This window comes from Pseudomonas sp. SJZ074, assembly GCF_007828215.1.
Taxonomy (GTDB): domain Bacteria; phylum Pseudomonadota; class Gammaproteobacteria; order Pseudomonadales; family Pseudomonadaceae; genus Aquipseudomonas.
Window position 1 is genome coordinate 1 of sequence record NZ_VIUE01000018.1, and the last position, 24,888, is coordinate 24,888.

Here is a 24,888-nt window from a genome sequence, read left to right on the forward strand (position 1 = left end):
GGATACGGTCTTCGTATGAATACATGAACTACCTCCAGGTAGTCCAAGATTTCCGCCGCATCCCCGGTGGGTCAGTTTTCAATCAGCGCCGACAGCAAGTGCGCTGGATCGTAATTCCCAGCCTCTAGTCGGTAAGCGCACTGGAAGCGTAGATCCCTGCCGCAAAATCCTACACAAACCTCGGAAACCATCACCTTGCCGCGCCAGCAGAACGAATCCTATAGTCCTTCCGTTGCCCAGTGGCGATTCGGGTTTGGCGACTCGATGGAATGAAGTAAACCTTTTCCATTGAATTGAGGTGCTACCCATGAATCGATACATGCCCATCACCGGCATCGACCTTATCCCTGCAACGCTGCTCATCGACACCGAAGCGCCCCTCGACGTCCTCTTCGAAACAGCCGATTACCGCATTCGCACCGTTACCCAGGTTCTGGAAAATATTGCGTTTCGCTCGGATATCAGTTCGGACACCGTAGTGCTCGCCGACTTTTGCAAACTCCTCACGACGTCGCTACGCGATGGGTGTGACGTGATGGATGTGATTGGTAGGCGGTTGCGGGCGCAGGCGGCTGGTTAGAAGAATGGGCGACTTGTGAGTCGCCCATTTCATGAGGCTTGGGTCGGTTGAATAACGGTCCTACCTGTAGTAGCCCACCTGTCTTTACGGTAGAGCTTTTTAGCAGCCAGCCAACGGCCAACCGACCCGCGCCGCCCGAAGAAGACTGGCCTTAACAACCAACCGATGAAACGGGGCAATCACCAAGATGTAGGCCCGGCCCAGACGATTGTGACACTGCACCACGGTTGAAAAGACCAATTGCCGACTGCCTTCCGGCTCTGTCTCTTCGCAACATAGGATCGATATCCGGAAGTCGAGGTGTTTGTCGTCCTCTCCCAGCACGATTTCAGTCTGGTTCGTGCTGTAGACCTTGAAGATTCCAACCCGATCAGCAAGGGTTGCCAGGTGTTTGGCTGTCTTGAGGCCAAAACAGGCAACGAGGGTGTCCCGGATTTTCATGAGCCAGCCGATCCAGGAGGGCTGGTGGGAAAGGATGAAACGAGCCAGTAAATCCGGATTGCCAGAGGCGCCCGCCGGGAGCCGAATCGCAAAGGCGTCCGCCAGGTTCATCGACTTGTAAAGATGGGTGATGCCGGAACTGGCGGGGACTGGTACGGATGTAATGAGCTCAAATTCTCGGCGCATCGGGGGATCCTTCCTGAGTTCTGACACGAGTTAATTGGATGTGGTTGAAGCGCCCACTTGCCCCTGGCGAATACTGAGTCCAATCAAGGCATCATAGAGTGCTTGCTGCCCAGTGGGCAGAACTGGGCGCAACGTCGCCCGGCGCTTGTCGACACCAAACCAGGATTCCACCAGCCATCCCACCAGATAAAGTGCAGACAGGCATCCGCCAGCGGTGGCAACGTTTCCCTGGCATACAAGAGGTTGATCCATGGACTCAAGTCCCAGGGCTTGCAAGCTCGATCGCGCATCCGGGTGTGTAGTCGCTTGGCCGTTAAGCAACCCAAGTCGTTCGAGAATGAAAGCGCCGGCGCATATGGAGCCGATTCGCTGGCGTCTGGCGTCAAGTTCAAACGACGGCAGGAAATCCGGGGCGGCAAGTGCGGCGGGGATACCTTCCTTGCCGCTGACGAACAATACCGCGTCGGCACTGTTGGCCTCGGACAGCGGACCGTGCACCGAAACAGGCAGGCCGTGCGCCGATCGCACAACAGGGCCGGAACCCACTATTCGGACGTGCCAATCCTCGGTGTTGCGGCCTAAGATGTCCCACATCAGGAACAGGTCGATATCAGTGAATTGGTCGAAAGCGACCAGAACGATCTTCTTCAATGCGAGCTCCATGACAAGTGCTGGTGCTCGTAACGTATCAATCGGTTGCGCACCCTACACAGTCTGTATGGTGCTAAACAGGGAGCGAAATAACGGGTGGAAAAACTAACGCGTCACCATTGGATCGCGGCTGGTTTTGAGGCCCTCGACCAAATAGGACACATGGGCGTTTCGGCCGAGAGTCTATCGCGTCGATTGAATGTGACCCGTGGATCGTTCTATCACCATTTCCGTAATCGCGAAGACTTTGTCCGCACTTTGCTGGCTGCTTGGGAAGAAGATTACACGGAGCGCATGCTCGCTTATGCGGCGCAGGGGCGGAGTGCGGGCGAGACCTTGAAACGCTATTTGAGTATTGCCGCTGAGAAACAACCAGGGCGGGAAGTCTCCATTCGAGCCTGGTCGTTGCACGATCCGTTGGTAAACGAGTTTCAGCAGCGTGTCGACACAAGACGGCTGGACTTCGCAATACGGACCTGCCGCCGCTTGCTCAATAGGCCTGGCGAAGCAGAAGTGATGGGGCAGATGGCCCATTTGTGCCTGATTGGCGGCCAACAGGCAGGGCTGCGGCGTGATGCCGCTCGCTTCAATGGTTTCATGCATCGCGCCCTTTCACTTTTCGAAGGGGCTCTTGCACCGTGGCGGGCTAAGTTGTGACCTGATACCTCCCGGCATAGACGCTATGGGCAGGCCATAGACTGCCGAGACTGGTGCTTGGTCCATAGGATACGACCATTGATCTTTCCTTCGGACCATGACTCGGTCACCAGAGAGCAATGCCCGCTCAGGTTCTCAACAAATGTCCTTGGGTAGCCTTCAGGCTCATCCCCACCAAGACGCATCCAATTTGGATCTGTCGAGGCCAGGGATCTGTAAGGAGTGCAGGCGGCCAATGTGAGCAGAGAGAGTGCCAAAACCAGCTTTTTCATAAAGTACCGATCAATCTGCAACATGGCTGACCACCGTCTATTTTCTCGTCCGTGAAGGCGGCCGATAAGTGTGCGGGCAGAAACTGGGCGTGTAGATAGACGGGGTTCTTTCCCAATGCGAGCTACGGCGAGGCGTTGCTGCAAGTGATGCTATACGACCCACCTCAATCGGCGGAAACCAGACAGCTGGGGGCAGGGCACCGCTTGATTAATCGACTGAAAAGAACGCATGTTCTTCTATGTCGATGTAGTAGAGCGGCTCACCCAAGTGGTTTCGAACTTTTCCGTCCTGGTGAATCCGGCCCAAGGGTGCACCATCGCTGCCATTGCCTTTGAAGACCAGGTAGCGGCCGTTCGTGTAGTTGTACGGCATTAACGTTCCTTATTCCGCCCTGACATTGGAACCCCTGGTTTGCCCACTCGCCGCACCCATCCATGACCCTTACCCGCAACGCTATCAGGTCAAGACTGACCATGCCCAATTTCTTCTGGCGTCTGTTGGCAAATCCATAAGGCGCCCGATGGTTCAGTCGTGTCGACCCGACTGGCTAGTCAATAATCTGTACATGATTTATATTTTTGTACAGGTTTTTGTAATGGGATGTAGGAAAAGTGACCCCCCTCGAAAAGCTGATTTCATGGCATGAAAGTTGGGCGCTGCGCAATCAGATCGTGAAATGCAAGAGCTGTGGTGCCGAGCAGTCCGAGAACGATAAGGCGCTGGCGTTCATTCATGAGCCGACCTGTCTGAATGCAAGATTTGCCAGCCAACCCTGGCAGGCGTTGGACGAGGTGAGAGAGGCTTATTGGGTTCCGCCGGCAACTTCGTCAACGGATTAGAGCGGGGAGAAATGAGTTTTGTGGTGTTGTCCCTGTTTCATAATGCCTCGGCTCGTGCTGGCAAAGTAATGATGCTAAGTTCTGCGCATTCAACGTGTGCGCTCATCTGGCCCCGCGGGAGTACCTGACCTCTCTCGACCATTCTGTGGATATGGACGTCAATGAACAAAACCAAGCTCTCGATTGCGCTGTCCTGCGCTGTTGCCGTCTTGATGTTGAGTGGGTGCGCTGCCTCTGTGAAAAGTGGCGGGACTGAGACGCTGGTCATCCAGGAATCGGCCAAGCAGAACCTGGTCGTCAACTTCCAGGGAAACAGCAAGGTTGAACAGAACGAGGACTGGTCTCGCCTGAAGCAAGAATGGAGTGATGCCCTGCAAGTGGAAGCGACTCGCGCGGGCTACCACCTTGCCGAAGCCCAGCCGACAAGCCTCGACGGCAAAGACGTGTCGGCATCAAGATCAACGTAACCAATTTCCGTTACCTGACCCCAAGCGCCCGTTACGGAGCCGGTGTCATGGTAGGCAATGCGTGGGTCAACTCTCTCGCAGATTACTCGGACCTGAAATCAGGCCGTCTGATTGGCACCCGGACCTATGATACGTCGTCATCTGCTTGGGAAGGTGTCATGTCGGCCATGACCCAAGAACAGGTTCAGGCTATTTCTCAGCAAATCATCAGTGACATCAAGAGCGCGAAAGCCAAGTGAATACGAGGACAGGCTGCGATTGGGTGGACTCCGTGGTGCCATGATCTTACGTGTAACCAAAGATCAAGAGCCATGGAGTGAATACGGATGACGCAATGGCGAACACAAGGATTCTGGAGCAAAGCACGGATCTATGCCGTGCTGGCACTTATCGCGGTGTTTAGTTTAATTCCCTCCGTCGCCCGATGGTGACTCGGACTTGCCAACTGGATGGAAGAAATTGCAATTTGGACGAATTAGTAAAAGAAGTGATCCCGCTGCTGCAGTATTTGATTCCAGGTTTTTTGACTGCATGGATTTTCTACTCGCTGACAGCATTCAAACGGCCCGACACTTTCGGTCAGATTGTCCAGGCGCTGATTTTCACCTTCGTGATTCATGGCGCTGTTTTAGTAATCAAAGCTGGACTGCTGTGGATAGGCTCCAAGGGGTATACGGTTGGACTATGGGATATAAAAGCCGAGGCTTTCTGGTCCTTCGTGGTTTCAGTCCAGCTCGGCTTGCTGTCCTGCTATTGCACTACAAACGATAAGCTTCATGCCTGGTTGCGGAATAAAAATATTACGAAGCAAACCTCCTATCCAAGTGAGTGGTACAGCACATTCGCAAGGCATGAAAGATTTGTGGTTTTGCATCTGAACGATGAGCGACGTCTTTATGGTTGGCCTTCCGAATGGCCGTCGGATCCATCGAGCGGGCAGTTTGTGATCGAGGGGCCAAGCTGGCTCGAAGATGAGGGCGAGCGGCCTTTCGGGGCGGATTTTGTGGTTGTAGATTCATCGAAGGTACAATGGGTCGAGTTCACCAAGGACGTTTCGGAGTAATTACATGACGAGCAAAGCTCCACAGCCGATGCCCGGCGGCGGAAAATGGGTGTCTACTCAAGACGAAAAGTGCAAATCAACGCCGCAGAACGTTAGGCCCAAGGCTCCCTCAGCACCGCCTCCGCCCAAGAATAAGTGATTGTGGGCGATGACGAAGATCTTACCCCTGGCTTGCTTAGGCGTGTAGCGTCCGCAAGCTTTCGTTTCCAACATAAATTGCCCTTTCCTGGAAGGAAATCAGTTCTGCTGAGGTCCTTAGACGGCATGCTTTACTCTGGGTCATGTGTGCAGATGGGGAGTCGCCGCACTGCAACTGACGAAGCACGCCCTGAGGAAGGGTTGATCAATGCCTAAGAAACAGCAGGAAAGCAAAGCAGTGACTGCTGCTGACATCGAACGCTCTATCCAGGCACTGAACAAAATGGCTGAACGCCTCTGGGGCGATGGTCGGGAAGCTGAGGCGAAAGCGCTGATCGATGCCTTGGATGCGTTAAATAGAGCCCTCGACCGGATCAGGATTGGTGAAAGCCGCAGGGTGCTTCATTGACGAGAAGAGCAGGCCGAAACGCTTAATGCCAGTCAGTTAAGCCACAAACCTGTGGGAGCAAAGCTTGCTCGCGATAACGACAGACCCGTCAACATTGCTGCTGACTGACTTAGCGCAATCGCGAGAAAGCTTTGCTCCCACAGGTTTTGTGCCGTTTGATCCTTAACTGACTGGTATTAGGCTGGAGCACTTTGAGTGGACCGGTCAGATGGGGGGCTCAGCGGCGTGTGTCTAGCCATTGGTCCGACACATCGTACCTTCTGCGTGTTTCGGTAGTTCTTGTCGATAAGTGTGGATCGAGTGATAGGTCCCGAGTGCCAATCGAAAGCCATGATCATTCCTTTGATTGATGCCGGTCACCGGCGCTGCATTGAAAATAGAATGGGAGACGGGAACAGACCACGATTATGAGAGGGGCTGAATAAAGTGAATTAGAATCGTGGTCTGTCGCAAATTTTTAAGCCGTGGTTTAACGACCAAGTTTTTCCATGGCTGCATCAGCCAGGAAGGATGAGCGACTCTTGATGTTGTGATCCCGGACGAAGCGGTCGATCTGTTGTACAACAAAGCCTGGCAGGGTCACGTTGACCTTCTCGGTTTTGCCCAGATAAGGCGTGATGTCCACTTCCAGCATGCCCCAGCCCATATCAGCAAACTCTGGATTGCTCCGGTGATGAGCTGTTGTAGACGGCATTGGGATCGCTTTGCCGCTTGACGCAATCTCCTCGAGCATAATATTGGCGATCTCGACGGCGGCACTGTAAGCCTCCTCGAATGTGTCGCCAGCGGTGATCGCGCCAGGAATGTCTGGAATCTGAATGCCGATGGCGGTTTTCTCGTCGCCCCACTCGATGCAGATTGGATATTGCATAGGTATCTCCTCAGGAGGTGCAGAGGGTCAAGCCGGCTACATCAACCCAGCCAGTTTCTTGATCGCTCTTACAGTTCCGATTGGTAGGTCTTTTTTTGGATGTGGCACTGGAACTGTCTGGGATCTGTTTGGATGCTTGAACATGTGATGGCTCCCGGTTACTCGATCCAAAACCCACCCAGCGGCTTCAAGCTCCTTTATCAATTGCCTGCTCTGCACCTCCATCTCCTTGGTTGATAGATGGAGGAATCATGACTCCAGGCGCATCTTTTTGCAAATTTTTTATGTGCCCGGGAAATGCTCTTCAAGACGAACCATGAAGAGTCCCTGATGCTCAGCCCATAGTCTGTTTCAGCAGCCACCCCCTAAAAACCCGCACCGCCGCCTGCCGCTCCCGCCCCGGCACGCACACCACGCTATACCGTGCCCCCTGCAGACGCACCTCAGGGCGATAGCCAACCAATTGCCCTCGCGCAACCGCGTCAGCAACCAACACGTTACTGGCCAGCACCAACCCATGCCCGGCGATGGCTGCCTGCAGCGCATGTTGTTCCTCGTCATAACGGCGCAAGCGCGCGTTATCCAGCCAGCTCAGGGTACCTGCCGCGGTACACCAGGCTGGCCAGTCGACCGCGACGCTTGAGTGGCTCAACCACGGCACGTCGATGAGCTCGATAGGGGCATTCTCTGCGGGCGGTTGCCAGTCGGGGCGGCAATAGACGCCGAAGTGCTCATCCAATAAAGGCTGTTCGATCAGCTGTGGGTCAGGGCTGAACAAGGCGCGGATCGCCAGGTCGATGCTTGCGTCACGCTGGAGGTCCACTACCTCGTTGCTGCTGTGCAGGCTGACGTCGATATCCGGGTACAACCGATGGAAATCCCCAAGTCGGGGTATCAGCCACAGGCTGGCGAATGCCGGCGTGGTACTCACCACCAGGGACTGCGCAGCACACGGTGGCGACAGCATCTGCAGGCCGTGTTGGATATCGAGCAGGGCCCGGTGGATGTGTGGTTGAAGGCGTTCGCCGTCGGCGCTCAGGCGCACGTTCTGGCTGGAGCGTTCGAACAGTTGCACCCCAAGAAAAGCCTCGAGGCTTTTGACCTGGTGGGAGATCGCCGCCGGGCTGATGTTCAGTTCCTGGGCCGCTGCCTTGAAGCTGCCTAGCCTTGCGGCGGACTCGAAGCCGCGCAGGGCGGTGAGGGGCAGTTTGGCGAACATGGGAGGGTGGGTTACTCAGGTTGAGCGTGGCTCAATTTAGCTCAATTGTGCGTGGGCGCTCAACTCGCCAGGCTGTGGTCTCCTCATCCAATCCAAGAGAGCAACGATGCAAAGCACCCCCCGCAAAATTCTCCAGGCGATCCTCTATGAGGCTGGCGGCGTCCTGTTCGTGGCGCCGGCCCTGGCGCTGACCTACGATCAAGGTCTGGTCTATTCGACCCAGCTGTCACTGGTGATTTCTGCCGTGGCGCTGGCCTGGAACATATTGTTCAACGGCCTGTTCGAACGGTGGGAGCGCCGCCAGTACCATCGCCATCGCAGTTGGCGACGGCGCTTGTTGCATTCCTTGGGATTCGAAGGCGGATTGACGCTGATTCTGACTCCGGTAATCGGGGCGTGGCTGAGCATCAGCCTTTGGCTGGCATTGATCACCAACCTGGGGGTTGTTTGTGTTTTTCTTTTTCTATTCGCTGGTTTTTCAATGGGTGTTTGATCGAGTGTTCGATGTACCGCTTTCGGCGCAGCCCGATCAGGATGCCGAAAGTCCGGTGCTTTGATCCATTGCAATTTATCAATGCCTTGCTCGTGCATTAGTATTCCTTCCCCAAAATTCAGGAAGCATGGCCGTGAAAAACAGACTTATAGCGGGTGCGTTTTTTCTGTTGATGGCCATGACTGTTCAATCTGCCTACAGCAGTGGGGTGGACGAGTCCGAAGAGAATGCATCATTGCTCTGCAAGATGCTGGATGGCATGGATGCGTTGACCCAGGCTTCTGAGTTCTCGGCCGAGAATCATACGGTCAATATTGTCATCGACGGGACTTCGGAAGACGCCAGCAAACTCTGCCCGCAGATTCTCGCCCTCGTCGAGGAGAATGAACTGGTCTTTACCCAAGGCTGGGCCGTGGAAATCAATTCTTCCAGCCCGGATTATGCCGTTATTGGTACTTGTCCGTTGTAGTCAGGCGATTTAACACGGTCAGACGCTCAGGGCCTCCTCCGCTACGTTCCAGCTCGCGCTGGGGGAGGGGTCTAAAAGTTGTGTACGGTTCCTGTTTATGATTTAAAGGAGCGGCTGCAAGTCGAGTGTTCTGTAGCACCATAGAAATTGCGCCTGGAAGGCGCCGACCCGAGAGAGGCGGATTGTCTCCAGGTATCTCAAAAGGGATTTTAGCTATGAATCTGTCTCTGCAAGACATCACCCCTGAGCAAGCCGACGCCCTAAAAAAACAGTCCCAAGCAGCTTATGACGTGGAAGTCGAAAAGCTGCAAGCGCTTCATCAGAACGCTCATCCTCAGACCCTGGCTGGGCTTGGATCCCGGCAAGGCATTTGTGGCTACTTCAACTTTCAGAGTGGCGACAGCAGTAATGGGTCCCACACCGAAGTGATTCAGATCTCGGCTTCGTCTGCCATGATTGGCCCAGATGCTCCCCAGCAAGGCATCCGGGTCCGATTCGCAGGCCATGCGACTGGCACGGGTACCCATCTGAATATCTCCAATCTGTACCTGCTGGGTACGGTGCCTGATGCCGAGAACCTCATCGGGGTCCAATTGACACTGCAGCTATCGATAAGCGCTGGCTCAATCAAGGTGTACATCTCCGAAGGGACCCGTTTGCAGGCAGTGCTGGTCCATCCTCAGCAGTCCCCACCTGTTATTGACGGAGAGTTCTCCGGTAGTGGCGTCGGTACCTTCACGCAGGCGTGATGTAGCCCTATACAGGCAGAAGGCCCTGGCGCACAAGCCGGGCCTTTCTCGTCCAGAGCCGCGTTTCATTTGTTCCTCGCTACTTCGCATCTCCGGTCAATGCCCTGAGGTACTCAGCGGCCTTCCGATACTGTTCAGCCTTCGCTGAGGCATGAGGTTATCGAATAGGGCATCTTCGAATTATGTGCTTTTCGGAAGTTGTCCTCGGCTCGCATACTTGTTTCTTTCAAGCCGATTCTGAACGAGGCGCTGTCGTGTCAAACGTTGAACCCCCTCTGCATGAGTTGAAGCGCGAATACATCTACGACGGCTTCAGGCAGTTGATGCCGATCTCTCTGTTCGTCATCGTATTTGGGGTCGCTTTCGGTTTGGCTGCAGCGCAAACGGGCTTGGGTGATACGTCGGCCGTACTCATGAGCACACTGGTTTTTGCCGGCGCTTCACAATTTGCCGCGCTGGATCTGTGGGGCGAACAGGTGCCAGTGGTGCCACTGATCATCACCGTGTTCGCCATCAACGCCCGCCATCTGTTGATGGGCGCGACGCTCTACCCATGGCTGCGGGAGCTGCCGGTGGCCAAGCGCTACGGTGTGATGCTGGTGGTCTCGGACGCCAACTGGGCGATGGCGATGCAAGCGTTCAACGCTGGCAAACCGGGGTTCGGGTTGCTGTTCGGGGGCGGTATTGCGCTGTGGGCCGCCTGGATCCTGGGCAGTTGGCTGGGCTTGCATTTTGGCAGCGCCATCCAGAATCCCGTCAGTTTCGGACTCGACATGGTGATGGGGTGTTTCCTGTTGGCGATGGTGGTCGGCGGCAAGAAAAACCTGCGCATGTTCATCATCTGGACCATCGCGGCCTGCTCTTCGCTGATGGCTTACTGGTACTTACCGGCTAACAGTCATGTCGTCGTGGGGGCTTTGGCGGGAGGGCTGTTGGGCGCGTTGTGGATGGAGGAAAAACAATGAATATCGCAACGGCGGGGTATGGCACGCTGGTCATCATCCTGATCATGGCAATCGTGACATTGGCGACTCGCTGGGGCGGGGTTTTCGTGATGTCGTTCGTACCGATCAACTATCGGGTGCAGCAGTTCATCACCGCCATGTCGGGTTCGGTATTGGTGGCGGTCCTGGCACCGATGGCGGTCAAGGGTGATGACGGCGCACGCCTGGCGTTGCTCACCACGGCAGTTGTCATGCTGGTTCTGAAAAAACCGTTGCCGGCAATTGCGGCGGGCATACTGGCAGCTGCAGTGGTGAGGCACCTATGATTCCTTATGGAGTCGCTACTTTCTTCTCCCTGTTATCCCTTCAATCGCAACACGAAAGGAATTATGCGGCGGTTCTCAATAAACCGACCGACTACGACGATGGCATGGTCGTGCTGTACAGTCAGTGCTGACAGCAACAGTTCGTCCTTCATGGGAAACTCGGTCCAGCCCTGGTTTTTGCCGAAGCTGGTATCGAACGTCCCATCGGGTTGATAACGTCCAACGATCAGGAGTTCGGTATTTTTCCCGGAACTGCCACAGGTGACGATGCGCCCGTTTGATTGAACCGCACAGTCCTGCCATCGAGAGCTAAGGTTCATGACGCTCAAGATGGGCTCACCATAATTGAAGGTCGGATCTGCCTTGCCTTCCTTGTCGATACTTGCCAGCATTCCATGAGTTGTATACCGAGTGGCGGCGTTCCTGCCGATACCGACGCCGACAAGTGTGAAGTTGTTTCTTGATGCGATGGAGTGGAAAGCTCCACTGCCATTTGCGCCGAGGTCAAAGACAAAGCCACCTGCGCCAAAGCTCAAATCGAGCTGTCCGTTCAAGTGCACTCTGACCCACGCCATATAATTCCTTTGGGTGAGCTGTATATAACCTCCCAGATAGATATGGCGATCAGTGACCAGCATGTTTCGTGCATTCACATGGTGGAGATTGGGAGGCTGCTCGGGATGCTCAATGATGCTCCCTCCCTTGTTGCCGAAGTCCTGTACGAGATTGCCGGAATCATCCAGACACATGAGCAACGTCAAGCCTTTGCCCTCTCTTGTAGCAAATCCCGAAATATAGGTGCGCCCGCCATGCACAACTAACGAAGTTTGCCCAGGCCTAAGATACTTTGGCTCAGGGGAGTCGGCTGCAGAGTCGTAGCTGTTCAGGCTTATTTCGTCGAAGTCCTCATGAAACGGAACCGAGTGACCGTTGACGCCGAATGAAAGATCCAGCGTGCCGTTTGGCAAGTAACGGGCGAGTGCGAAACGGCTAATAACATAGTTAGGCGGTACTATTACTTTTCCAAGTACAAGGATTTTTCCATCCGGTAAGACGTGAACCTGTTCTGCCAGGCTTGTTAAACCCGGTATGAATGAGTTTATGACAGGGCTGCCGTTATTGAAGGACTCATCAAGAGTCCCGTCAGGATTGAGTGCAGTAATCATGTATTGACTACTGTCGTTGAGGGCGGTGCCTCCGACGATATACAGCTTGTTCCCTGGACCGATCGCGACATCGGTGGCGTCTGTTCCGGAAAGAATATAAATCTCACCGTTATTGAACTCAGGATCAAGCTCACCCGCTCGGGGGGAGGCTACGTTTTTTGTTTGACTGTTGTCGGTATCCACGCCTGTATCTCCATAGGGGGTACTGGCGCCATTTGATTCCTCGATCTGATTCATGGCTACTGTCAGAGCTGACAGGTCGCGCAGTCGATCGGATGAGTGGAAATGAACGGATTTATGCTGTGCATAAATCCTCGACACGTTTCCAGAATGTGCTTCTCCGGTCCCCTTCAACGTTGGCGTGAAGAATCAGATCGTGCAGCCAGTGCCCTCCACGAACGTGTGCTCCAGAGCAGGAGGCATGAAGAACAAGGACGACTCCTGCGTCACATCAACAGACGGCAGTTCAAAACCACCCAGCACCTGCGCATGAAACTCACTCAGCCGTATCGATTCCTCTTCCTTTGCCTTTGCCATTCTCGCGTGGTTCGCTGCGATTTCATTGAGAGTTGACACGGTACATCTCCGATAGCTGACCAAGCGTGATTGAGTTGCCGCAGTGCCAGAATGTCGTCGTCCTGGCTACTACGGCGATTGCTGCAAACCCTGAGCCAGACGTGGCCGAGCAAGGTCGGCCAGATCTGGCAGGCGACGAATGGATTCGCACACCCATGATGCTTCAGCCATGTCTCAACAATAAGTCAGTTGGCGTGCTGCGCGGTGGGCCGATAACGCGAGGTCGGCCAATCAGGAGAGGAACAATGAGATGAAAAGCAGGCCAGGTAATCCTTGCGCATGGAGCTCCTTAATAACGTGCGTTGCCTCAGCGGCGGGGCACGTGATGTGGAACTAATATCATCTTATGCGTCCACATGTGCAGGGACATTCCCTTTTTTAGTGAGAACCATCATGCTCAAATCTCGCTCGTTGATTGCAGTGGTTACATGCTTCGCCTTGGTGGCGGGGCCTGAAATTGTCGTCGCGGATCCGGGCAACGGCAAGGGAAACGCTCAGTTCGACCAGGGTCCGGGTCACGGGCAGGGCAAAGGAGGGCAAGGCAACAAGGGTGGTCAAGGCAACTACGGTAGCCAGGGTGGCAAGGGCAACACTCACGGCGGTGGCGGCGACTGGCACAACGGTCCGAGCATCGACCGGGGCGGTATCCTCGGTGTGATCGGCGGTTATCGCGATTATTGGAGCCCCGGCCCGGCGCTGCCGCCGGGCATTCAGAAAAACCTCGCACGGGGCAAACCGATGCCGCCGGGCATTGCCAAGAAGCTGGACGGGCGCCTGTTGGGACGCTTGCCGCACTACGATGGCTACGAGTGGCGGCAGGTGGGCACGGACCTGATCCTGGTAGCGATAGCCACTGGCATCATCTACGAAGTATTGAACGGTGCGTTCGATTGAGACTCGGTTGAACCCGGCGTAGCAGCCTGTTGGCAGGCTGCTACGCCCTTAGTTTTCAAGCTGCCGCAGACGTTTGTACAAGGTATTGCGGCTGACTCCGAGCCGACGGGCCAGGTGCGAGATGTTGCCGCCGACCGCCTGCAATTGGCGGTTCAGGTCTTCGGCATCGTTCAAGTCCACTGACAGCGGCTCCGGTGCGTCCACCGGGTCCATCTCCAGGTCCACGAAGAAATCGTCCGGCAGGTGTTCCGGGCGGATCGGCTGTTCCTCGGCCATCGCCAAAGCCACTTGCAGCACGCTGCTGACTTGTCGCAGGTTGCCCGGCCACGGATGACGCTCGAACAGCTCCTGCACCTCGCGGCTCAGGCCGGCCCATTGGGTCGGCTCGCGATGATGTTCCCACAGGCGTTTGAACAATGCCTGTTTGTCGCTGCGTTCGCGCAGCGGCGGCAGTTCCAGGGTCAGGCCACCAATGCGGTAGTACAGGTCTTCGCGGAAACGGCCCAGTTGCACTTGTTCGCGCAGCGAGCGGTTGGTGGCGGAGATGATGCGGATGTCCACCGGGAACAGCTCGGCGCTGCCCACCGGTTGCACGCAACGCTCCTGCAACACCCGCAGCAAACGGGCCTGGGTCGGCAGGGGCATGTCGCCGATCTCGTCGAGGAACAATGTGCCGCGGTCGGCCTTGCGGATCAGGCCGATGCTGCCTTTCTGGTTGGCGCCGGTGAAGGCGCCTTTTTCATAACCGAACAATTCCGACTCTACCAGCTCGGCCGGGATGGCCGCGCAGTTGACCGCAATGAACGGCTGCTTGCAACGGGAGCTGGCTTGGTGCAAGGCCTTGACGAACACTTCCTTGCCGACGCCGGTCTCGCCGTGGATCAACAGCGGAATGTCTTTTTCCAGCAAGCGTTCGGCCTGGCGCACGGCTTTTTCCACGCGGCTGTCACCAAAATGCAGGGTATTGAGGCTGATGACGTGGGCGGCGGGAGCAGGGGCGGGCGAGGGCGCCGGTTCGGTGAAAAGGCGTGGCTTGATCGACATCTGGTTGGGGCGCTTGAGCATGCACTGGAAACGATTGCGACCGGCTGCTTGCAGGGAAAACGGCAGGCCGTCGGGCTGGTTCAGCAGCTCCAGCAGCGAGACCTTGAACAGGCTTTCGATACTGACCCGCGTCAGGCTCAGACCCAGCAGGTTGTCGGCCCGGCGGTTGGCGGAGAGTACCTGGCCGCTCTCGTCGAAAATCAGCAGGCCGGCCCATTGGCTGTCGAGGTTGTTCAAACCGGTGTTGAAGATCAGTTGGAAGTGTTCACCCCGGAACAGGTTGAGGATCAGCCGGTTCTCCACGGTCTGGCTCATCATCTTGACCATGCCCAGGGTGTGGGAGGGTGGCAAGTAGCTGTCGCTGGACACGTCCAGCACGGCGATCACCTTGCGCTCGGCATCGAAGATCGGCGCGGCGGAGCCGGTCATGAAGCGGTTGGCCTTGAGGAAGTGTTCATCGTGTTCAATGTGCACCGCCTGCTCGCAGGCCAGTGCGGTGCCGATGGCGTTGGTGCCGGTGCAACGCTCCATCCAGTTTGCCCCTGCGCTGAAGCCGTGGGCCAGTTTTGGCTCGATGAAGCGCTGGGTGCCCCAGGAGGTCAGCACTTGTCCCTGGTTGTCGGCCAGCATGATCAGGCAATTGGAATTGCTGAGGATGTTCTCATAGTAAGGCAGGACTTCCTGGTGGGTGGTCTGCACCAGGGAGTGCTGGCTTTCGAGCAACTGGGCAATGCTCTCGGCGGGTAACGGGTCGAAGGTCGGCGCGCTCTGGTGATTCAGGCCAAAGGCACGGCAGCGGGACCAGGAGGCCTGGATGATGGCATCGTGGGACAAGGCAGGAGCTGGTGCGGCCATTGGGCACTCTCGCAGAAGCTGTTCTTATTGTTGTGGTGAGTTTCGCACAGACTCCTTGTGCTGGGGCAGGTCTAGGTGTGACTTAGTCACGTCCCCCTGTGGGAGCGGGCTTGCTCGCGAAAGCGGTGGGTCAGATACATAAATGTCGACTGATACACCGCTTTCGCGAGCAAGCCCGCTCCCACAGGGATTGCGTCCGGCCCGGCTATAGCGTTCATTCATTGTTGTTCATAATTGTTCATTGTCAACCGGCGAATTGTTCAGTTGTTCAGTCATGTTTGTTCACTTGTGTTCATCCGTGAACGTGTTTTTCCTACGGAGATCGCCAAAATCCAATGAATTCAGCTGGTTGAGATTTCTGGCACGCCTTTCGCTTTTAATCTTCGGTCGCTTGACTCCAAAAAATAAAAAGGCCGAGCCATGTCATTAACGCTTGAGCACATTTGTCGCACCGTCGAGGGCCAGACCTGGATCGACGATGCCAACCTGAATTTCGAACCCGGATCCTTCAACGTTCTGTTGGGCCGCACATTGTCCGGCAAGACCAGCCTCATGCGCCTGATGGCCGGCCTGGACAAGCCCGACAGTGGTCGCATCCTGATGAATGGCGTTGATGTGACCAATCGTCCGGTGCGGTTGCGCAACGTGTCGATGGTCTATCAGCAGTTCATCAATTACCCGACCATGACCGTTTTCGAAAACATCGCCTCGCCCTTGCGCCAGGCCGGTGTGTCCAACGAGGTGATCCAGAGCAAGGTGCTGGAAACCGCGAAGATGCTGCGGATCGAAAAATTCCTGAAGCGCCATCCACTGGAGCTGTCCGGCGGCCAGCAGCAGCGTACTGCCATGGCCCGCGCGCTGGTCAAGGATGCCGAGCTGATCCTGTTCGACGAGCCGCTGGTGAACCTGGACTACAAGCTGCGTGAAGAGCTTCGCCAGGAAATGCGCGAACTGTTCCAGGCTCGCCACACCATCGCCGTCTATGCCACCACCGAGCCCAACGAAGCGTTGGCCCTGGGCGGCACCACCACGATTCTGCATGAAGGCCGGGTGATCCAGAGCGGCAAGGCGGCCTCGGTCTATCACCAGCCGCAAACTGTGCTGGCCGCCGAGCTGTTCTCCGAGCCACCCATCAACCTCATGCCGGGACGTATTGCCGGTAATGAAGTGAGCTTCGCCAATTTCGTGCACTTCCCGCTGAACGTCGACCTGCGCCCGGTGGGCGAGGGCGAATTCCGTTTCGGTGTGCGCCCCAGCCACATCTCGCTGGTGCCGAGCAACGACGACGACCTGGAACTGGCGGTGACCGTCGAGGTGGCCGAGATCAGTGGCTCGGAGACCTTCCTGCACGTGCGCAACGAGCACTTTCTGTTGGTGCTGCACTTGCCTGGCGTGCATGAGTACGACGTCGATGCGCCGATCCGCATCTACATCCCCACCCACAAACTGTTTGTCTTCGATGCTCAGGGCAAGTTGGTTCAGGCCCCGGGCCAGCGTATTGCGAGGGTTGCCTGATGGCCGAAATTCATTTGCAGAACCTCGCCCACAGCTACACCAGCACTCCGGCGGGACCCGAGGATTATGCGATCCGCGAGATGAACCATGTCTGGGAGCAGGGCGGCGCCTATGCGTTGCTCGGGCCTTCGGGGTGCGGTAAGTCCACCTTGCTCAACATCATTTCCGGTCTGCTCAGCCCCTCCGAAGGCCAAGTGAAGTTCGACGACAAAGTCGTCAACGACCTGAGTCCGGAGCGGCGTAACATCGCCCAGGTGTTCCAGTTCCCGGTGGTCTACGACACCATGACGGTGTTCGATAACCTGGCGTTCCCGCTGCGCAACCAAGGCATGGCCGAAGCGCGAATCCACACCAAGGTGCAGGAAATCGCCGAAGTCCTCGACCTGCAGAACCTGCTGGACAAGAAGGCCCGCAATCTCACCGCCGATGAAAAGCAGAAAGTCTCCATGGGCCGCGGGCTGGTGCGCGACGACGTGTCGGCGATCCTGTTCGACGAACCGCTGACGGTGATCGACCCGCACCTGAAATGGAAGCTGCGGCGCAAGCTCAAGCAGATCCACGAGCAGTTCAACATCACCATGGTCTACGTCACCCACGACCAGTTGGAAGCCTCCACCTTCGCCGACAAGATCGCGGTGATGTACGGCGGCCAGATCGTGCAGTTCGGCACGCCCCGGGACTTGTTCGAGCGCCCGAGCCACACCTTTGTCGGCTACTTCATCGGCAGCCCCGGGATGAACCTGATCGAGGTCACCGCGCAACCGGGCGGCGTCGGTTTCGGCTCGACCCATCTGCCATTGTCCGAAACCCTGCAAAAGCGGGTGGCGGAAGCTGAAGGCAAAACCTTGAAAGTCGGTATCCGCCCTGAGTTCGTTCACGTCTGGGAAGGCCCCTACGACGACGCGATGCGCGCAGAAGTGACGCATGTCGAAGACCTGGGCACCTACAAGATCCTGACCCTCAACCTCGATGGCGCGTCGCTGAAGGTGCGTCTGGCCGAGGACAAACCGGTGCCGGAAGGCACGGCGTATATCAGCTTCCCGGCCCAATGGCTGATGGTGTACGCCGATGAATATTTGTTGGATTCGTCGAGTGAGGTGCAGCCATGAACAAGGTGCAGAACAACAAGGCCTGGTGGCTGGTGTTGCCGGTGTTCCTGCTGGTGGCTTTCAGTGCCGTGATCCCGATGATGACCGTGGTCAACTATTCGGTGCAGGACATCTTCGACCAGTCCAGCCGCTACTTCGTCGGTGCCGACTGGTACAAGCAGGTGCTGATGGACCCACGGCTGCACGACTCGCTGCTGCGCCAGTTCATCTATTCGGCGTGCGTGCTGCTGATCGAAATCCCCCTGGGCATTGCCATCGCCCTGACCATGCCGACCAAGGGCAAATGGTCGTCCCTGGTGTTGATCATCCTGGCGATCCCGCTGCTGATTCCATGGAACGTGGTCGGCACCATCTGGCAGATTTTCGGCCGCGCCGATATCGGCCTGCTCGGTTCGACCCTCAACGCCCTGGGCATCAACTACAACTATGCGGCCAACACCATGGACGCCTGGGTGACGGTGCTGGTGATGGACGTCTGGCACTGGACTTCGCTGGTGGCGCTGCTGTGCTACTCCGGGCTGCGGGCGATCCCGGATGTGTATTACCAGGCGGCGCGGATCGATCGGGCGTCCAACTGGGCGGTGTTCCGGCACATCCAGTTGCCGAAGATGAAGAGTGTGTTGCTGATCGCGGTGATGCTGCGTTTCATGGACAGCTTCATGATCTACACCGAACCGTTCGTGCTTACCGGCGGCGGCCCGGGTAACGCCACCACGTTCCTGAGCCAGACCCTGACGCAGATGGCCATCGGTCAATTCGACCTGGGCCCGGCGGCAGCGTTTTCCCTGGTGTACTTCCTGATCATTCTGTTGGTGTCGTGGCTGTTCTACACCGCCATGACTCACTCCGACGCCAACCGTTGAGGCCCGCACGATGAGCAATAAAAAGCTGATTCCGTTGCTGCTCTACATCCTGTTCCTGCTGGTGCCCATCTACTGGCTGCTGAACATGTCGTTCAAGAGCAACACTGAAATCCTCGGCAGCCTGACCCTGTGGCCGCAGGATTTCACTTTCCACAACTACAAGGTGATCTTCACCGACCCGAGCTGGTACACCGGTTACCTGAACTCGCTCTACTACGTGAGCCTGAACACGGTGATTTCCCTGTGCGTGGCGCTGCCGGCGGCTTATGCCTTCTCGCGCTACCGGTTCCTGGGGGACAAGCACCTGTTCTTCTGGCTGCTGACCAACCGCATGGCGCCACCGGCGGTGTTCCTGTTGCCGTTCTTCCAGCTGTATTCGTCCATCGGGCTGTTCGACACCCATATCGCCGTGGCCCTGGCCCACTGCCTGTTCAACGTGCCGTTGGCGGTGTGGATCCTCGAAGGCTTCATGTCCGGGGTGCCGAAAGAAATTGACGAGACCGCCTACATTGACGGCTACAGTTTCCCCAAGTTCTTCGCCAAGATCTTCATCCCGTTGATCGGCTCCGGCATCGGCGTGACGGCGTTCTTCTGCTTCATGTTTTCCTGGGTCGAACTGTTGCTGGCCCGCACGCTCACCTCGGTGAATGCCAAGCCGATCGCTGCGGTCATGACCCGCACCGTCTCGGCCTCGGGTATCGACTGGGGCGTGCTGGCGGCGGCGGGGGTGTTGACCATCCTGCCGGGCATGCTGGTGATCTGGTTCGTTCGTAACCACGTGGCCAAGGGCTTTGCCCTGGGTCGAGTCTGAGGAGTCGATGATGGAATGGATGAACTGGACCGTCCCCACAGCGGTATTTTTTGGGGTTATCGCCTTGTTCCTGGTAGGCATGACCACTTGGGAGTTGCGTTCGCCGAGCATTCCTCGGCGTGGTTTCCTGCCGATTGCCACGACCCGTGGCGATCGGTTGTTTATCGGTCTTCTCGGTAGCGCCTACCTGCATCTGCTGGTAATCGGCGCCACCGACTGGAGCATCTGGATAGCGTTCGCGTTGTCTTTGGTGTGGCTGTTGGCAGTGATGCGGTGGGGCTAGTGGCCGTACAGGCCACGTCGAAGGTTCGACGATCAAGCTCTTAAACCCAAACAGGAGGTCTCTATGTTCAATAAAAACAATAAGCTGCGACATAGCGTTTCATTGGCAGCCGCACTGGCACTCAGCGGGTTGAGCGCTGTGGCCTGGGCTGACGCCTATGAGGACGCCGCTAAAAAATGGATCGGCAGTGAATTCAAGCCGTCAACCCTGACAGCCGAGCAGCAGCTTGAAGAACTCAAGTGGTTCATCAAGGCCGCCGAGCCGTTTCGTGGCATGAAGATCAACGTGGTGTCGGAAACCCTCACCACCCACGAATACGAGTCCAAGGTACTGGCCAAGGCCTTCACCGAAATCACCGGGATCCAGTTGACCCACGACCTGCTGCAAGAAGGCGACGTGGTGGAAAAGATGCAGACGGTGATGCAGTCGGACAAGAATATCTATGATGGCTGGGTCAACGACTCGGACCTCATCGGTACGCACTTTCGCTACGGCAAGACCGAATCGATCACTGACCTGATGGCCAATGAAGGCAAGAACTTCACTTCGCCGACCCTGGACATCAAGGACTTCATCGGTACGTCGTTCACCACCGCGCCGGATGGCAAGCTCTATCAACTGCCCGACCAGCAATTCGCCAACCTCTACTGGTTCCGCGCCGACTGGTTCGAACGTCCGGACCTGAAGGCTAAGTTCAAAGAGAAGTACGGCTACGAGCTGGGTGTACCGGTGAACTGGTCGGCCTATGAAGACATCGCCAAGTTCTTCTCCGAAGACGTCAAGGAGATCGACGGCAAGCGCGTCTACGGCCACATGGACTACGGCAAGAAAGACCCGTCCCTGGGCTGGCGCTTCACCGATGCCTGGTTCTCCATGGCCGGTGGCGGCGACAAAGGCCTGCCCAACGGCTTGCCGGTGGACGAGTGGGGCATCCGTGTCGAGGACTGCCATCCGGTCGGTTCCAGCGTGACCCGTGGCGGCGATACCAACGGCCCTGCGGCCGTGTTCGCCACCACCAAATACGTGGATTGGCTGAAAAAGTACGCGCCACCGGAAGCGGCGGGCATGACTTTCTCCGAGTCTGGTCCGGTACCGTCCCAGGGCAACATCGCCCAGCAGATTTTCTGGTACACAGCGTTCACCGCGGACATGACCAAGCCGGGCCTGCCGGTGGTCAACGCCGATGGCACACCGAAATGGCGCATGGCACCGTCGCCGCGCGGCCCGTACTGGGAAGAGGGCATGAAGCTGGGGTATCAGGACGTGGGTTCCTGGACCTTCATGAAGTCCACGCCTGAGAAGCAGAAACTTGCGGCTTGGCTTTATGCACAGTTCGTGACGTCGAAAACCGTGTCGCTGAAGAAAACCATCGTTGGCCTGACGCCGATTCGCGAATCGGACATCAACTCCCAGGCGATGACCGACCTGGCGCCGAAGCTCGGTGGCCTGGTGGAGTTCTACCGCAGCCCGGCCCGCGTGCAATGGACCCCGACCGGGACCAACGTGCCAGACTATCCGCGTCTGGCGCAGCTGTGGTGGAGCCACATCGCCGAGGCGGCCAGCGGCGAGAAGACTCCGCAACAGGCACTCGACGGCCTGGCCAAGGATCAGGACGCGATCATGACCCGTCTGGAACGCTCCAAGGCCCAGGCCACGTGCGCGCCGAAAATGAACCCGGAACGCGACGCGCAGTACTGGTTCGACCAACCGGGCGCACCAAAGCCGAAACTGGCGAACGAGAAGCCTAAAGGCGAAACCGTGAGCTACGCCGAACTGCTGAAATCGTGGGAGGCAGCCCGCAAGTAAGCGCTCAGCAGTAAATGAACGGCACCGAAAGGTGCCGTTTTTTTTTGTGCGCCATGGAAAGCACTGAAGCGACCACAAACCTCCAGGCACACGCCGGACCCTGTGGGAGCGAGCCTGCTCGCGATGACGTCAGCCCATCCAACATCGAACCAGCAGGCTAACTCCACAGCCAGGGTTACAGCAATGTCATCAGCCTGCCTTGACCTTGCTTGCCTGGGGGCCTCCGGCCATGGGGGTTGGCCGGGCTTTCATCAGGGTATCCAGCGCCTGCCGATAGCTCTTGCCGGCCAGGCTCATGCTGTTGTTGTGGGTTCCCCCAGGCACCAGCAGCAGGTGCTTCGGCTCATGGGCCGCCTTGAACAGTTGCTCGCTGAAACGCGGCGCAACGTAGTTGTCCGCCGCGCCATGCACCACCAGCAGCGGCATGTTGATTTCGGGAATCTTGTCGATGGAGTCGAACTTCTGCGACAGCAACCAGCGCACGGGCAGGGAGGTATCCGCCATGGCGGTCGCCACATCGCCCAGTGAGGTGAACGTGGATTCGATGACCAGGCCTCGGGCCGGCACGACGCTACCCTCTTTCTCGGCCTTCTGGCCCAGTTCGGCGGCGAGGTCCACCGCGACGGCGCCGCCCAGGGAGTGACCGTAGATCAGCCGCAGAGCCGGGTCCGGTTGCAGCACTTCAAACCGCTCCCAGGCGATCCGCGCATCCTCGTAGACGCTGGCCTCGGACGGCAGGTCGCCATGGCTCTTGCCGAAGCCACGGTAATCGATCGCCAGCACCGAAAAGCCCAGGGCGTGCAACTGCTGGATGCGAAACAACTGGCCAGTCAGGTTCCAGCGCACCCCATGCAAATACAGGATCGCCGGCGCGTTCTTGCGTTCGGCCGGCCACCACCAGCCGTGGATATTTTCCCCGGCCTTGAAGCTTTTGGGCTTGAGGTCGAACTCCTGCACGCTGCTCGGAAGGCCGCTGAACCAGCTCGCCGTCCCCGGCTCGATGCGAAAGACCAGCTCCCGCTCCTTGTGCTGTAACACCGCACAGCCCACCGGCAAGCCGACCAGCATCGCAGCCATGCACAGATAGGCGAGCCAGCGCCGCCGACGGCGTGGAAGTAAAGAGGAAGGCATCGAGTTATTCACCGCGCAAGACAAAACTGCCTTTTAACAGATTCGCTGGAGCAACGGAGGGTTTTTCGGACCGCTGTCCTGGCATACGAACGATCAAGCCTCTATGGCACAGGGCGCACTACGCATCCTCGACCTGCAACAGCTCAAGCGTCCGCTCAGTCTTGCCATACCCCACCTTCGGCACCCCCGCCAGGCACTGACCCAGCACCTGGGTCAACGAGCAGCCAGGGGGCAGGTAGGCGTCGCCGAAGTCACCGTTCAGTTGCATTGGGTGAACAATCACTTCCAGCAAACCATCGTCCGGTGCTGCGGCATGCAGCAAGTCGGCTGGCACGCAGACGTAGTCGGCCGTCGCGCCGCATAAACGACGCAGACGGCGGTTGAGCAGGGTCTTGAAGATGCGCTTGGGTACATTCAGGTTTGCTCCGAGGTTGCGCGCCAAGCGAATGGGCACCTGTTGCTGCGCAGCGAAGCGCGCCACCAACTCTCCGATGGGCCAGATGTTATGTACGTGCTGATGGGAGTCGAGGTGGCTTGGGCGCAATCCGTGATCCAGGCAGCATTGCCATTGGGCCTGTAGTTCGTCCTGTATTGCGGCGCGGTCCTTTGCGCCCAGATGCAGGCAATAGCGTGACAGGCTGAAGTTGAACCGGCCATTCTCATCGCATAACGCGGGGCGCGACTTTATGGCCTGGCTCAACGGCTGACCATGGCTGAGATTGAAATGCAGGCCGATGCGCCCTTCGAGGCGGGGCTGCCGGGCCATTACACACGCCTGTTTGAAACCCGGCATATTGGCCATGATGGTGGCAGAACTGATCAGCCCTGCTTCGAAGGCTCGAACGATTGTCGCGTTTTCGCTGAGGCACAACCCGAAGTCGTCAGCGTTAATGATCACGTGGCGGGGCATGTGCGACCTCCTGTTCCTTGGGGATAGAGGGGGGCTCTGTCGCGGTGGTTTTTTTGGACGAGGGTTTGGGAAGCCAGGGTTTAAGACTTTTCCAGAGTCGTAAGGCGAACCCGAGGATCAGGCCATCGGGTTGCCAGGAATAAAAACTCCAACGCCAGTGCTCCAGTTGTCCGGTCATGCGTTCGTGCAATTGATGGCTGGAATTATTGAGGCTGACCCGTGACGCATCGATCCATCGCCAGTTTTCGTCCAGCCCCCAGCGAATCCACTCTTCGAGCAATACCCGGCCACTGCCCAGGTCGGCGTGCTGCGGCAGGAACGCCAGGTTGTAATCGTACAAGCGGCCTTGGTCCAGCAGGCCGAGGCGATAGCTGATGCATTCGCCATTCAGTTCCAGCAGCACCACCCGCACCAGGCCCTGGGCGGCGAGGGCGGTGAAGGCGTGGTTCATCCATTGCCGACGCCTGGGGTCGGAGAAGATGCCGACACCTTCCTCGCCTTTCCAACTGGCGGCCTCGACATCGGCAAGCGCCCGCAACAGTTGCCCCATGCTGATGGCGTCCGGCGTCACCCGGCGGATTTCGGCACCGCACGCGGCGATCCGCTTGCGCGCCCGGCGCAGCTTGTAGCGTGGGTCGCCAGAGACTTCCTGATGATCGCTGTCGCTGATCAAGTGCACCGGAACCCGGCAACTGAGCCGCCGCTCCCCGGTGGAGCTCAGTGCCATCCAGGCGCTAAGGGCGCTTTGCTCGCCGACCGGCTCAACCACTTCATTGAGTTGCAACATCGCATGGGGCACTTGCTGACGGATCTGCATCAGCGCCTGGCCCATGCCATCGGCGTCCAGGCGCGCCAGCAGGGCGATGCGGTCGGCCAAGGGGTAACCCAAGTGATGCAACACCCGGAACCGCAATCCGCCGATACGCTCGCGTTCGGAAACCAGGGGCAGGCACAGAGACAAGTCCTGGTCTTGCCAGCCCAGTAACACATGCAATTGCTGATCAGGCAACAGGGCGAACTCTGCCGCCTGCAGCCAGGCCAGGGTGTTGAACGGTGTTGCGTCGGCCACCTGGGTTCGCAGCTGTTCATAAGCTGATACAGGAAAGTCCGCCGCGCTCAGGGAGCGACACCACTGGAACCGAATGGTCAT

The 24,888-nt window shown here is 57.5% G+C and carries 29 protein-coding genes and 2 pseudogenes; 18 read left to right on the forward strand and 13 right to left on the reverse strand.

The features are described from left to right. Window positions 1-307 precede the first annotated feature (307 nt). Window positions 308-580 carry a hypothetical protein gene (locus FBX99_RS18080; RefSeq protein ID WP_055129732.1) on the forward strand — a complete coding sequence of 91 codons (273 nt, stop codon included), beginning with the start codon at window positions 308-310 and terminating at the stop codon, window positions 578-580. A 99-nt stretch (window positions 581-679) separates the two neighbouring features. Here the strand turns inward: FBX99_RS18080 and FBX99_RS18085 are convergent, their stop codons facing one another. Both FBX99_RS18085 and FBX99_RS18090 read right to left on the reverse strand, forming a co-directional pair. Beyond that, window positions 680-1,207 (reverse strand): DUF2867 domain-containing protein, encoded by a 528-nt coding sequence (locus FBX99_RS18085; protein WP_145132401.1) that lies wholly within the window; start codon window positions 1,205-1,207, stop codon window positions 680-682. A gap of 30 nt (window positions 1,208-1,237) precedes the next feature. Beyond that, window positions 1,238-1,858: a DJ-1/PfpI family protein gene (locus FBX99_RS18090; protein WP_145132403.1), complete on the reverse strand. Its 621-nt coding sequence runs from the start codon at window positions 1,856-1,858 to the stop codon at window positions 1,238-1,240. A 96-nt stretch (window positions 1,859-1,954) separates the two neighbouring features. Between FBX99_RS18090 and FBX99_RS18095 the strand changes: the two genes are divergently transcribed. Further along, window positions 1,955-2,515: a TetR/AcrR family transcriptional regulator gene (locus tag FBX99_RS18095; protein WP_144931691.1), complete on the forward strand. Its 561-nt coding sequence runs from the start codon at window positions 1,955-1,957 to the stop codon at window positions 2,513-2,515. A 480-nt stretch (window positions 2,516-2,995) separates the two neighbouring features. Here the strand turns inward: FBX99_RS18095 and FBX99_RS28915 are convergent, their stop codons facing one another. Further along, a complete protein-coding gene (locus FBX99_RS28915; protein WP_178112000.1) occupies window positions 2,996-3,160 on the reverse strand; it encodes a hypothetical protein in 165 nt (54 codons plus the stop codon). Window positions 3,161-3,399: 239 nt separating this feature from the next. Here FBX99_RS28915 and FBX99_RS18110 point away from each other — a divergent pair, with 239 nt between their 5' ends. From FBX99_RS18110 to FBX99_RS18125, 4 genes and pseudogenes are all read left to right on the forward strand, one after another. Then, on the forward strand, window positions 3,400-3,627 hold the full coding sequence (locus tag FBX99_RS18110; RefSeq protein ID WP_144931689.1) for a hypothetical protein: 228 nt from the start codon (window positions 3,400-3,402) through the stop codon (window positions 3,625-3,627). Between the two features lie 161 nt (window positions 3,628-3,788). Then, a pseudogene (locus FBX99_RS18115) lies at window positions 3,789-4,333 on the forward strand (hypothetical protein). A 227-nt stretch (window positions 4,334-4,560) separates the two neighbouring features. Further along, window positions 4,561-5,157, forward strand: coding sequence for a DUF6338 family protein (locus FBX99_RS18120; RefSeq protein WP_144931688.1), 597 nt, complete (start codon window positions 4,561-4,563; stop codon window positions 5,155-5,157). Window positions 5,158-5,503: 346 nt separating this feature from the next. Then, the gene (locus FBX99_RS18125) at window positions 5,504-5,704 is read left to right on the forward strand and encodes a hypothetical protein (protein WP_144931686.1); all 201 of its coding nucleotides are present in this window, start codon (window positions 5,504-5,506) and stop codon (window positions 5,702-5,704) included. A 176-nt stretch (window positions 5,705-5,880) separates the two neighbouring features. On the opposite strand, the gene FBX99_RS29620 is transcribed toward FBX99_RS18125, so the two are convergent. The 4 genes from FBX99_RS29620 to FBX99_RS18140 all read right to left on the reverse strand — a co-directional run bounded on the left by FBX99_RS29620 (window position 5,881) and on the right by FBX99_RS18140 (window position 7,794). Then, on the reverse strand, window positions 5,881-6,042 hold the full coding sequence (locus tag FBX99_RS29620) for a DUF6434 domain-containing protein (protein WP_371927022.1): 162 nt from the start codon (window positions 6,040-6,042) through the stop codon (window positions 5,881-5,883). A gap of 131 nt (window positions 6,043-6,173) precedes the next feature. Next, window positions 6,174-6,575: a type II toxin-antitoxin system HicB family antitoxin gene (locus FBX99_RS18130; RefSeq protein WP_144931684.1), complete on the reverse strand. Its 402-nt coding sequence runs from the start codon at window positions 6,573-6,575 to the stop codon at window positions 6,174-6,176. A 36-nt stretch (window positions 6,576-6,611) separates the two neighbouring features. Next, window positions 6,612-6,794, reverse strand: coding sequence for a type II toxin-antitoxin system HicA family toxin (locus tag FBX99_RS18135; protein WP_082460520.1), 183 nt, complete (start codon window positions 6,792-6,794; stop codon window positions 6,612-6,614). 115 nt (window positions 6,795-6,909) lie between these two features. Continuing rightward, window positions 6,910-7,794, reverse strand: coding sequence for a LysR substrate-binding domain-containing protein (locus FBX99_RS18140; RefSeq protein WP_145132405.1), 885 nt, complete (start codon window positions 7,792-7,794; stop codon window positions 6,910-6,912). 106 nt (window positions 7,795-7,900) lie between these two features. Between FBX99_RS18140 and FBX99_RS18145 the strand changes: the two are divergent. From FBX99_RS18145 to FBX99_RS18165, 5 genes and pseudogenes are all read left to right on the forward strand, one after another. Continuing rightward, window positions 7,901-8,351: pseudogene (locus FBX99_RS18145) on the forward strand (PACE efflux transporter). A 114-nt stretch (window positions 8,352-8,465) separates the two neighbouring features. Beyond that, window positions 8,466-8,756, forward strand: coding sequence for a hypothetical protein (locus FBX99_RS18150; protein ID WP_256664093.1), 291 nt, complete (start codon window positions 8,466-8,468; stop codon window positions 8,754-8,756). A 215-nt stretch (window positions 8,757-8,971) separates the two neighbouring features. Further along, on the forward strand, window positions 8,972-9,505 hold the full coding sequence (locus FBX99_RS18155; RefSeq protein ID WP_145132407.1) for a hypothetical protein: 534 nt from the start codon (window positions 8,972-8,974) through the stop codon (window positions 9,503-9,505). 254 nt (window positions 9,506-9,759) lie between these two features. Continuing rightward, window positions 9,760-10,470: an AzlC family ABC transporter permease gene (locus FBX99_RS18160; protein ID WP_144930131.1), complete on the forward strand. Its 711-nt coding sequence runs from the start codon at window positions 9,760-9,762 to the stop codon at window positions 10,468-10,470. Beyond that, entirely contained in the window at window positions 10,467-10,775 is a 309-nt protein-coding gene (locus tag FBX99_RS18165) for an AzlD family protein (protein WP_144930130.1), read from the forward strand. Before FBX99_RS18160 ends, FBX99_RS18165 begins: the two co-directional genes overlap by 4 nt. 32 nt (window positions 10,776-10,807) lie before the next feature. On the opposite strand, the gene FBX99_RS18170 is transcribed toward FBX99_RS18165, so the two are convergent. Next, window positions 10,808-12,178: a hypothetical protein gene (locus tag FBX99_RS18170; protein ID WP_145132409.1), complete on the reverse strand. Its 1,371-nt coding sequence runs from the start codon at window positions 12,176-12,178 to the stop codon at window positions 10,808-10,810. Between the two features lie 132 nt (window positions 12,179-12,310). After that, window positions 12,311-12,517 carry a hypothetical protein gene (locus FBX99_RS18175; protein ID WP_144930128.1) on the reverse strand — a complete coding sequence of 69 codons (207 nt, stop codon included), beginning with the start codon at window positions 12,515-12,517 and terminating at the stop codon, window positions 12,311-12,313. Window positions 12,518-12,910: 393 nt separating this feature from the next. On the opposite strand from FBX99_RS18175, the gene FBX99_RS18180 reads away from it, so the two are divergent. Then, the gene (locus tag FBX99_RS18180) at window positions 12,911-13,411 is read left to right on the forward strand and encodes an anti-virulence regulator CigR family protein (protein ID WP_144930127.1); all 501 of its coding nucleotides are present in this window, start codon (window positions 12,911-12,913) and stop codon (window positions 13,409-13,411) included. Window positions 13,412-13,459: 48 nt separating this feature from the next. On the opposite strand, the gene FBX99_RS18185 is transcribed toward FBX99_RS18180, so the two are convergent. Continuing rightward, a complete protein-coding gene (locus FBX99_RS18185; RefSeq protein WP_144930126.1) occupies window positions 13,460-15,310 on the reverse strand; it encodes a sigma-54-dependent Fis family transcriptional regulator in 1,851 nt (616 codons plus the stop codon). A gap of 420 nt (window positions 15,311-15,730) precedes the next feature. Between FBX99_RS18185 and FBX99_RS18195 the strand changes: the two genes are divergently transcribed. The 6 genes from FBX99_RS18195 to FBX99_RS18220 all read left to right on the forward strand — a co-directional run bounded on the left by FBX99_RS18195 (window position 15,731) and on the right by FBX99_RS18220 (window position 21,697). Next, window positions 15,731-16,825: an ABC transporter ATP-binding protein gene (locus tag FBX99_RS18195; protein WP_041023712.1), complete on the forward strand. Its 1,095-nt coding sequence runs from the start codon at window positions 15,731-15,733 to the stop codon at window positions 16,823-16,825. Further along, complete coding sequence (locus FBX99_RS18200) at window positions 16,825-17,934, forward strand: ABC transporter ATP-binding protein (protein WP_144930124.1); 1,110 nt, start codon at window positions 16,825-16,827, stop codon at window positions 17,932-17,934. Before FBX99_RS18195 ends, FBX99_RS18200 begins: the two co-directional genes overlap by 1 nt. Continuing rightward, a complete protein-coding gene (locus FBX99_RS18205; protein ID WP_041023710.1) occupies window positions 17,931-18,797 on the forward strand; it encodes a carbohydrate ABC transporter permease in 867 nt (288 codons plus the stop codon). The genes FBX99_RS18200 and FBX99_RS18205 overlap by 4 nt, the downstream gene beginning before the upstream one ends. Window positions 18,798-18,807: 10 nt before the next feature. After that, a complete protein-coding gene (locus tag FBX99_RS18210) occupies window positions 18,808-19,608 on the forward strand; it encodes a carbohydrate ABC transporter permease (RefSeq protein WP_047700612.1) in 801 nt (266 codons plus the stop codon). Window positions 19,609-19,618: 10 nt separating this feature from the next. Further along, window positions 19,619-19,891, forward strand: coding sequence for a DUF2160 domain-containing protein (locus FBX99_RS18215; protein ID WP_047700613.1), 273 nt, complete (start codon window positions 19,619-19,621; stop codon window positions 19,889-19,891). 63 nt (window positions 19,892-19,954) lie between these two features. Continuing rightward, window positions 19,955-21,697, forward strand: coding sequence for an ABC transporter substrate-binding protein (locus FBX99_RS18220; RefSeq protein ID WP_041023707.1), 1,743 nt, complete (start codon window positions 19,955-19,957; stop codon window positions 21,695-21,697). Between the two features lie 189 nt (window positions 21,698-21,886). Here the strand turns inward: FBX99_RS18220 and FBX99_RS18225 are convergent, their stop codons facing one another. From FBX99_RS18225 to FBX99_RS18235, 3 genes are all read right to left on the reverse strand, one after another. Then, on the reverse strand, window positions 21,887-22,828 hold the full coding sequence (locus FBX99_RS18225) for an alpha/beta hydrolase (protein ID WP_145132411.1): 942 nt from the start codon (window positions 22,826-22,828) through the stop codon (window positions 21,887-21,889). A gap of 118 nt (window positions 22,829-22,946) precedes the next feature. Then, a complete protein-coding gene (locus FBX99_RS18230; protein WP_144930122.1) occupies window positions 22,947-23,738 on the reverse strand; it encodes a ChbG/HpnK family deacetylase in 792 nt (263 codons plus the stop codon). Beyond that, complete coding sequence (locus FBX99_RS18235) at window positions 23,716-24,888, reverse strand: GNAT family N-acetyltransferase (protein WP_145132413.1); 1,173 nt, start codon at window positions 24,886-24,888, stop codon at window positions 23,716-23,718. Before FBX99_RS18235 ends, FBX99_RS18230 begins: the two co-directional genes overlap by 23 nt.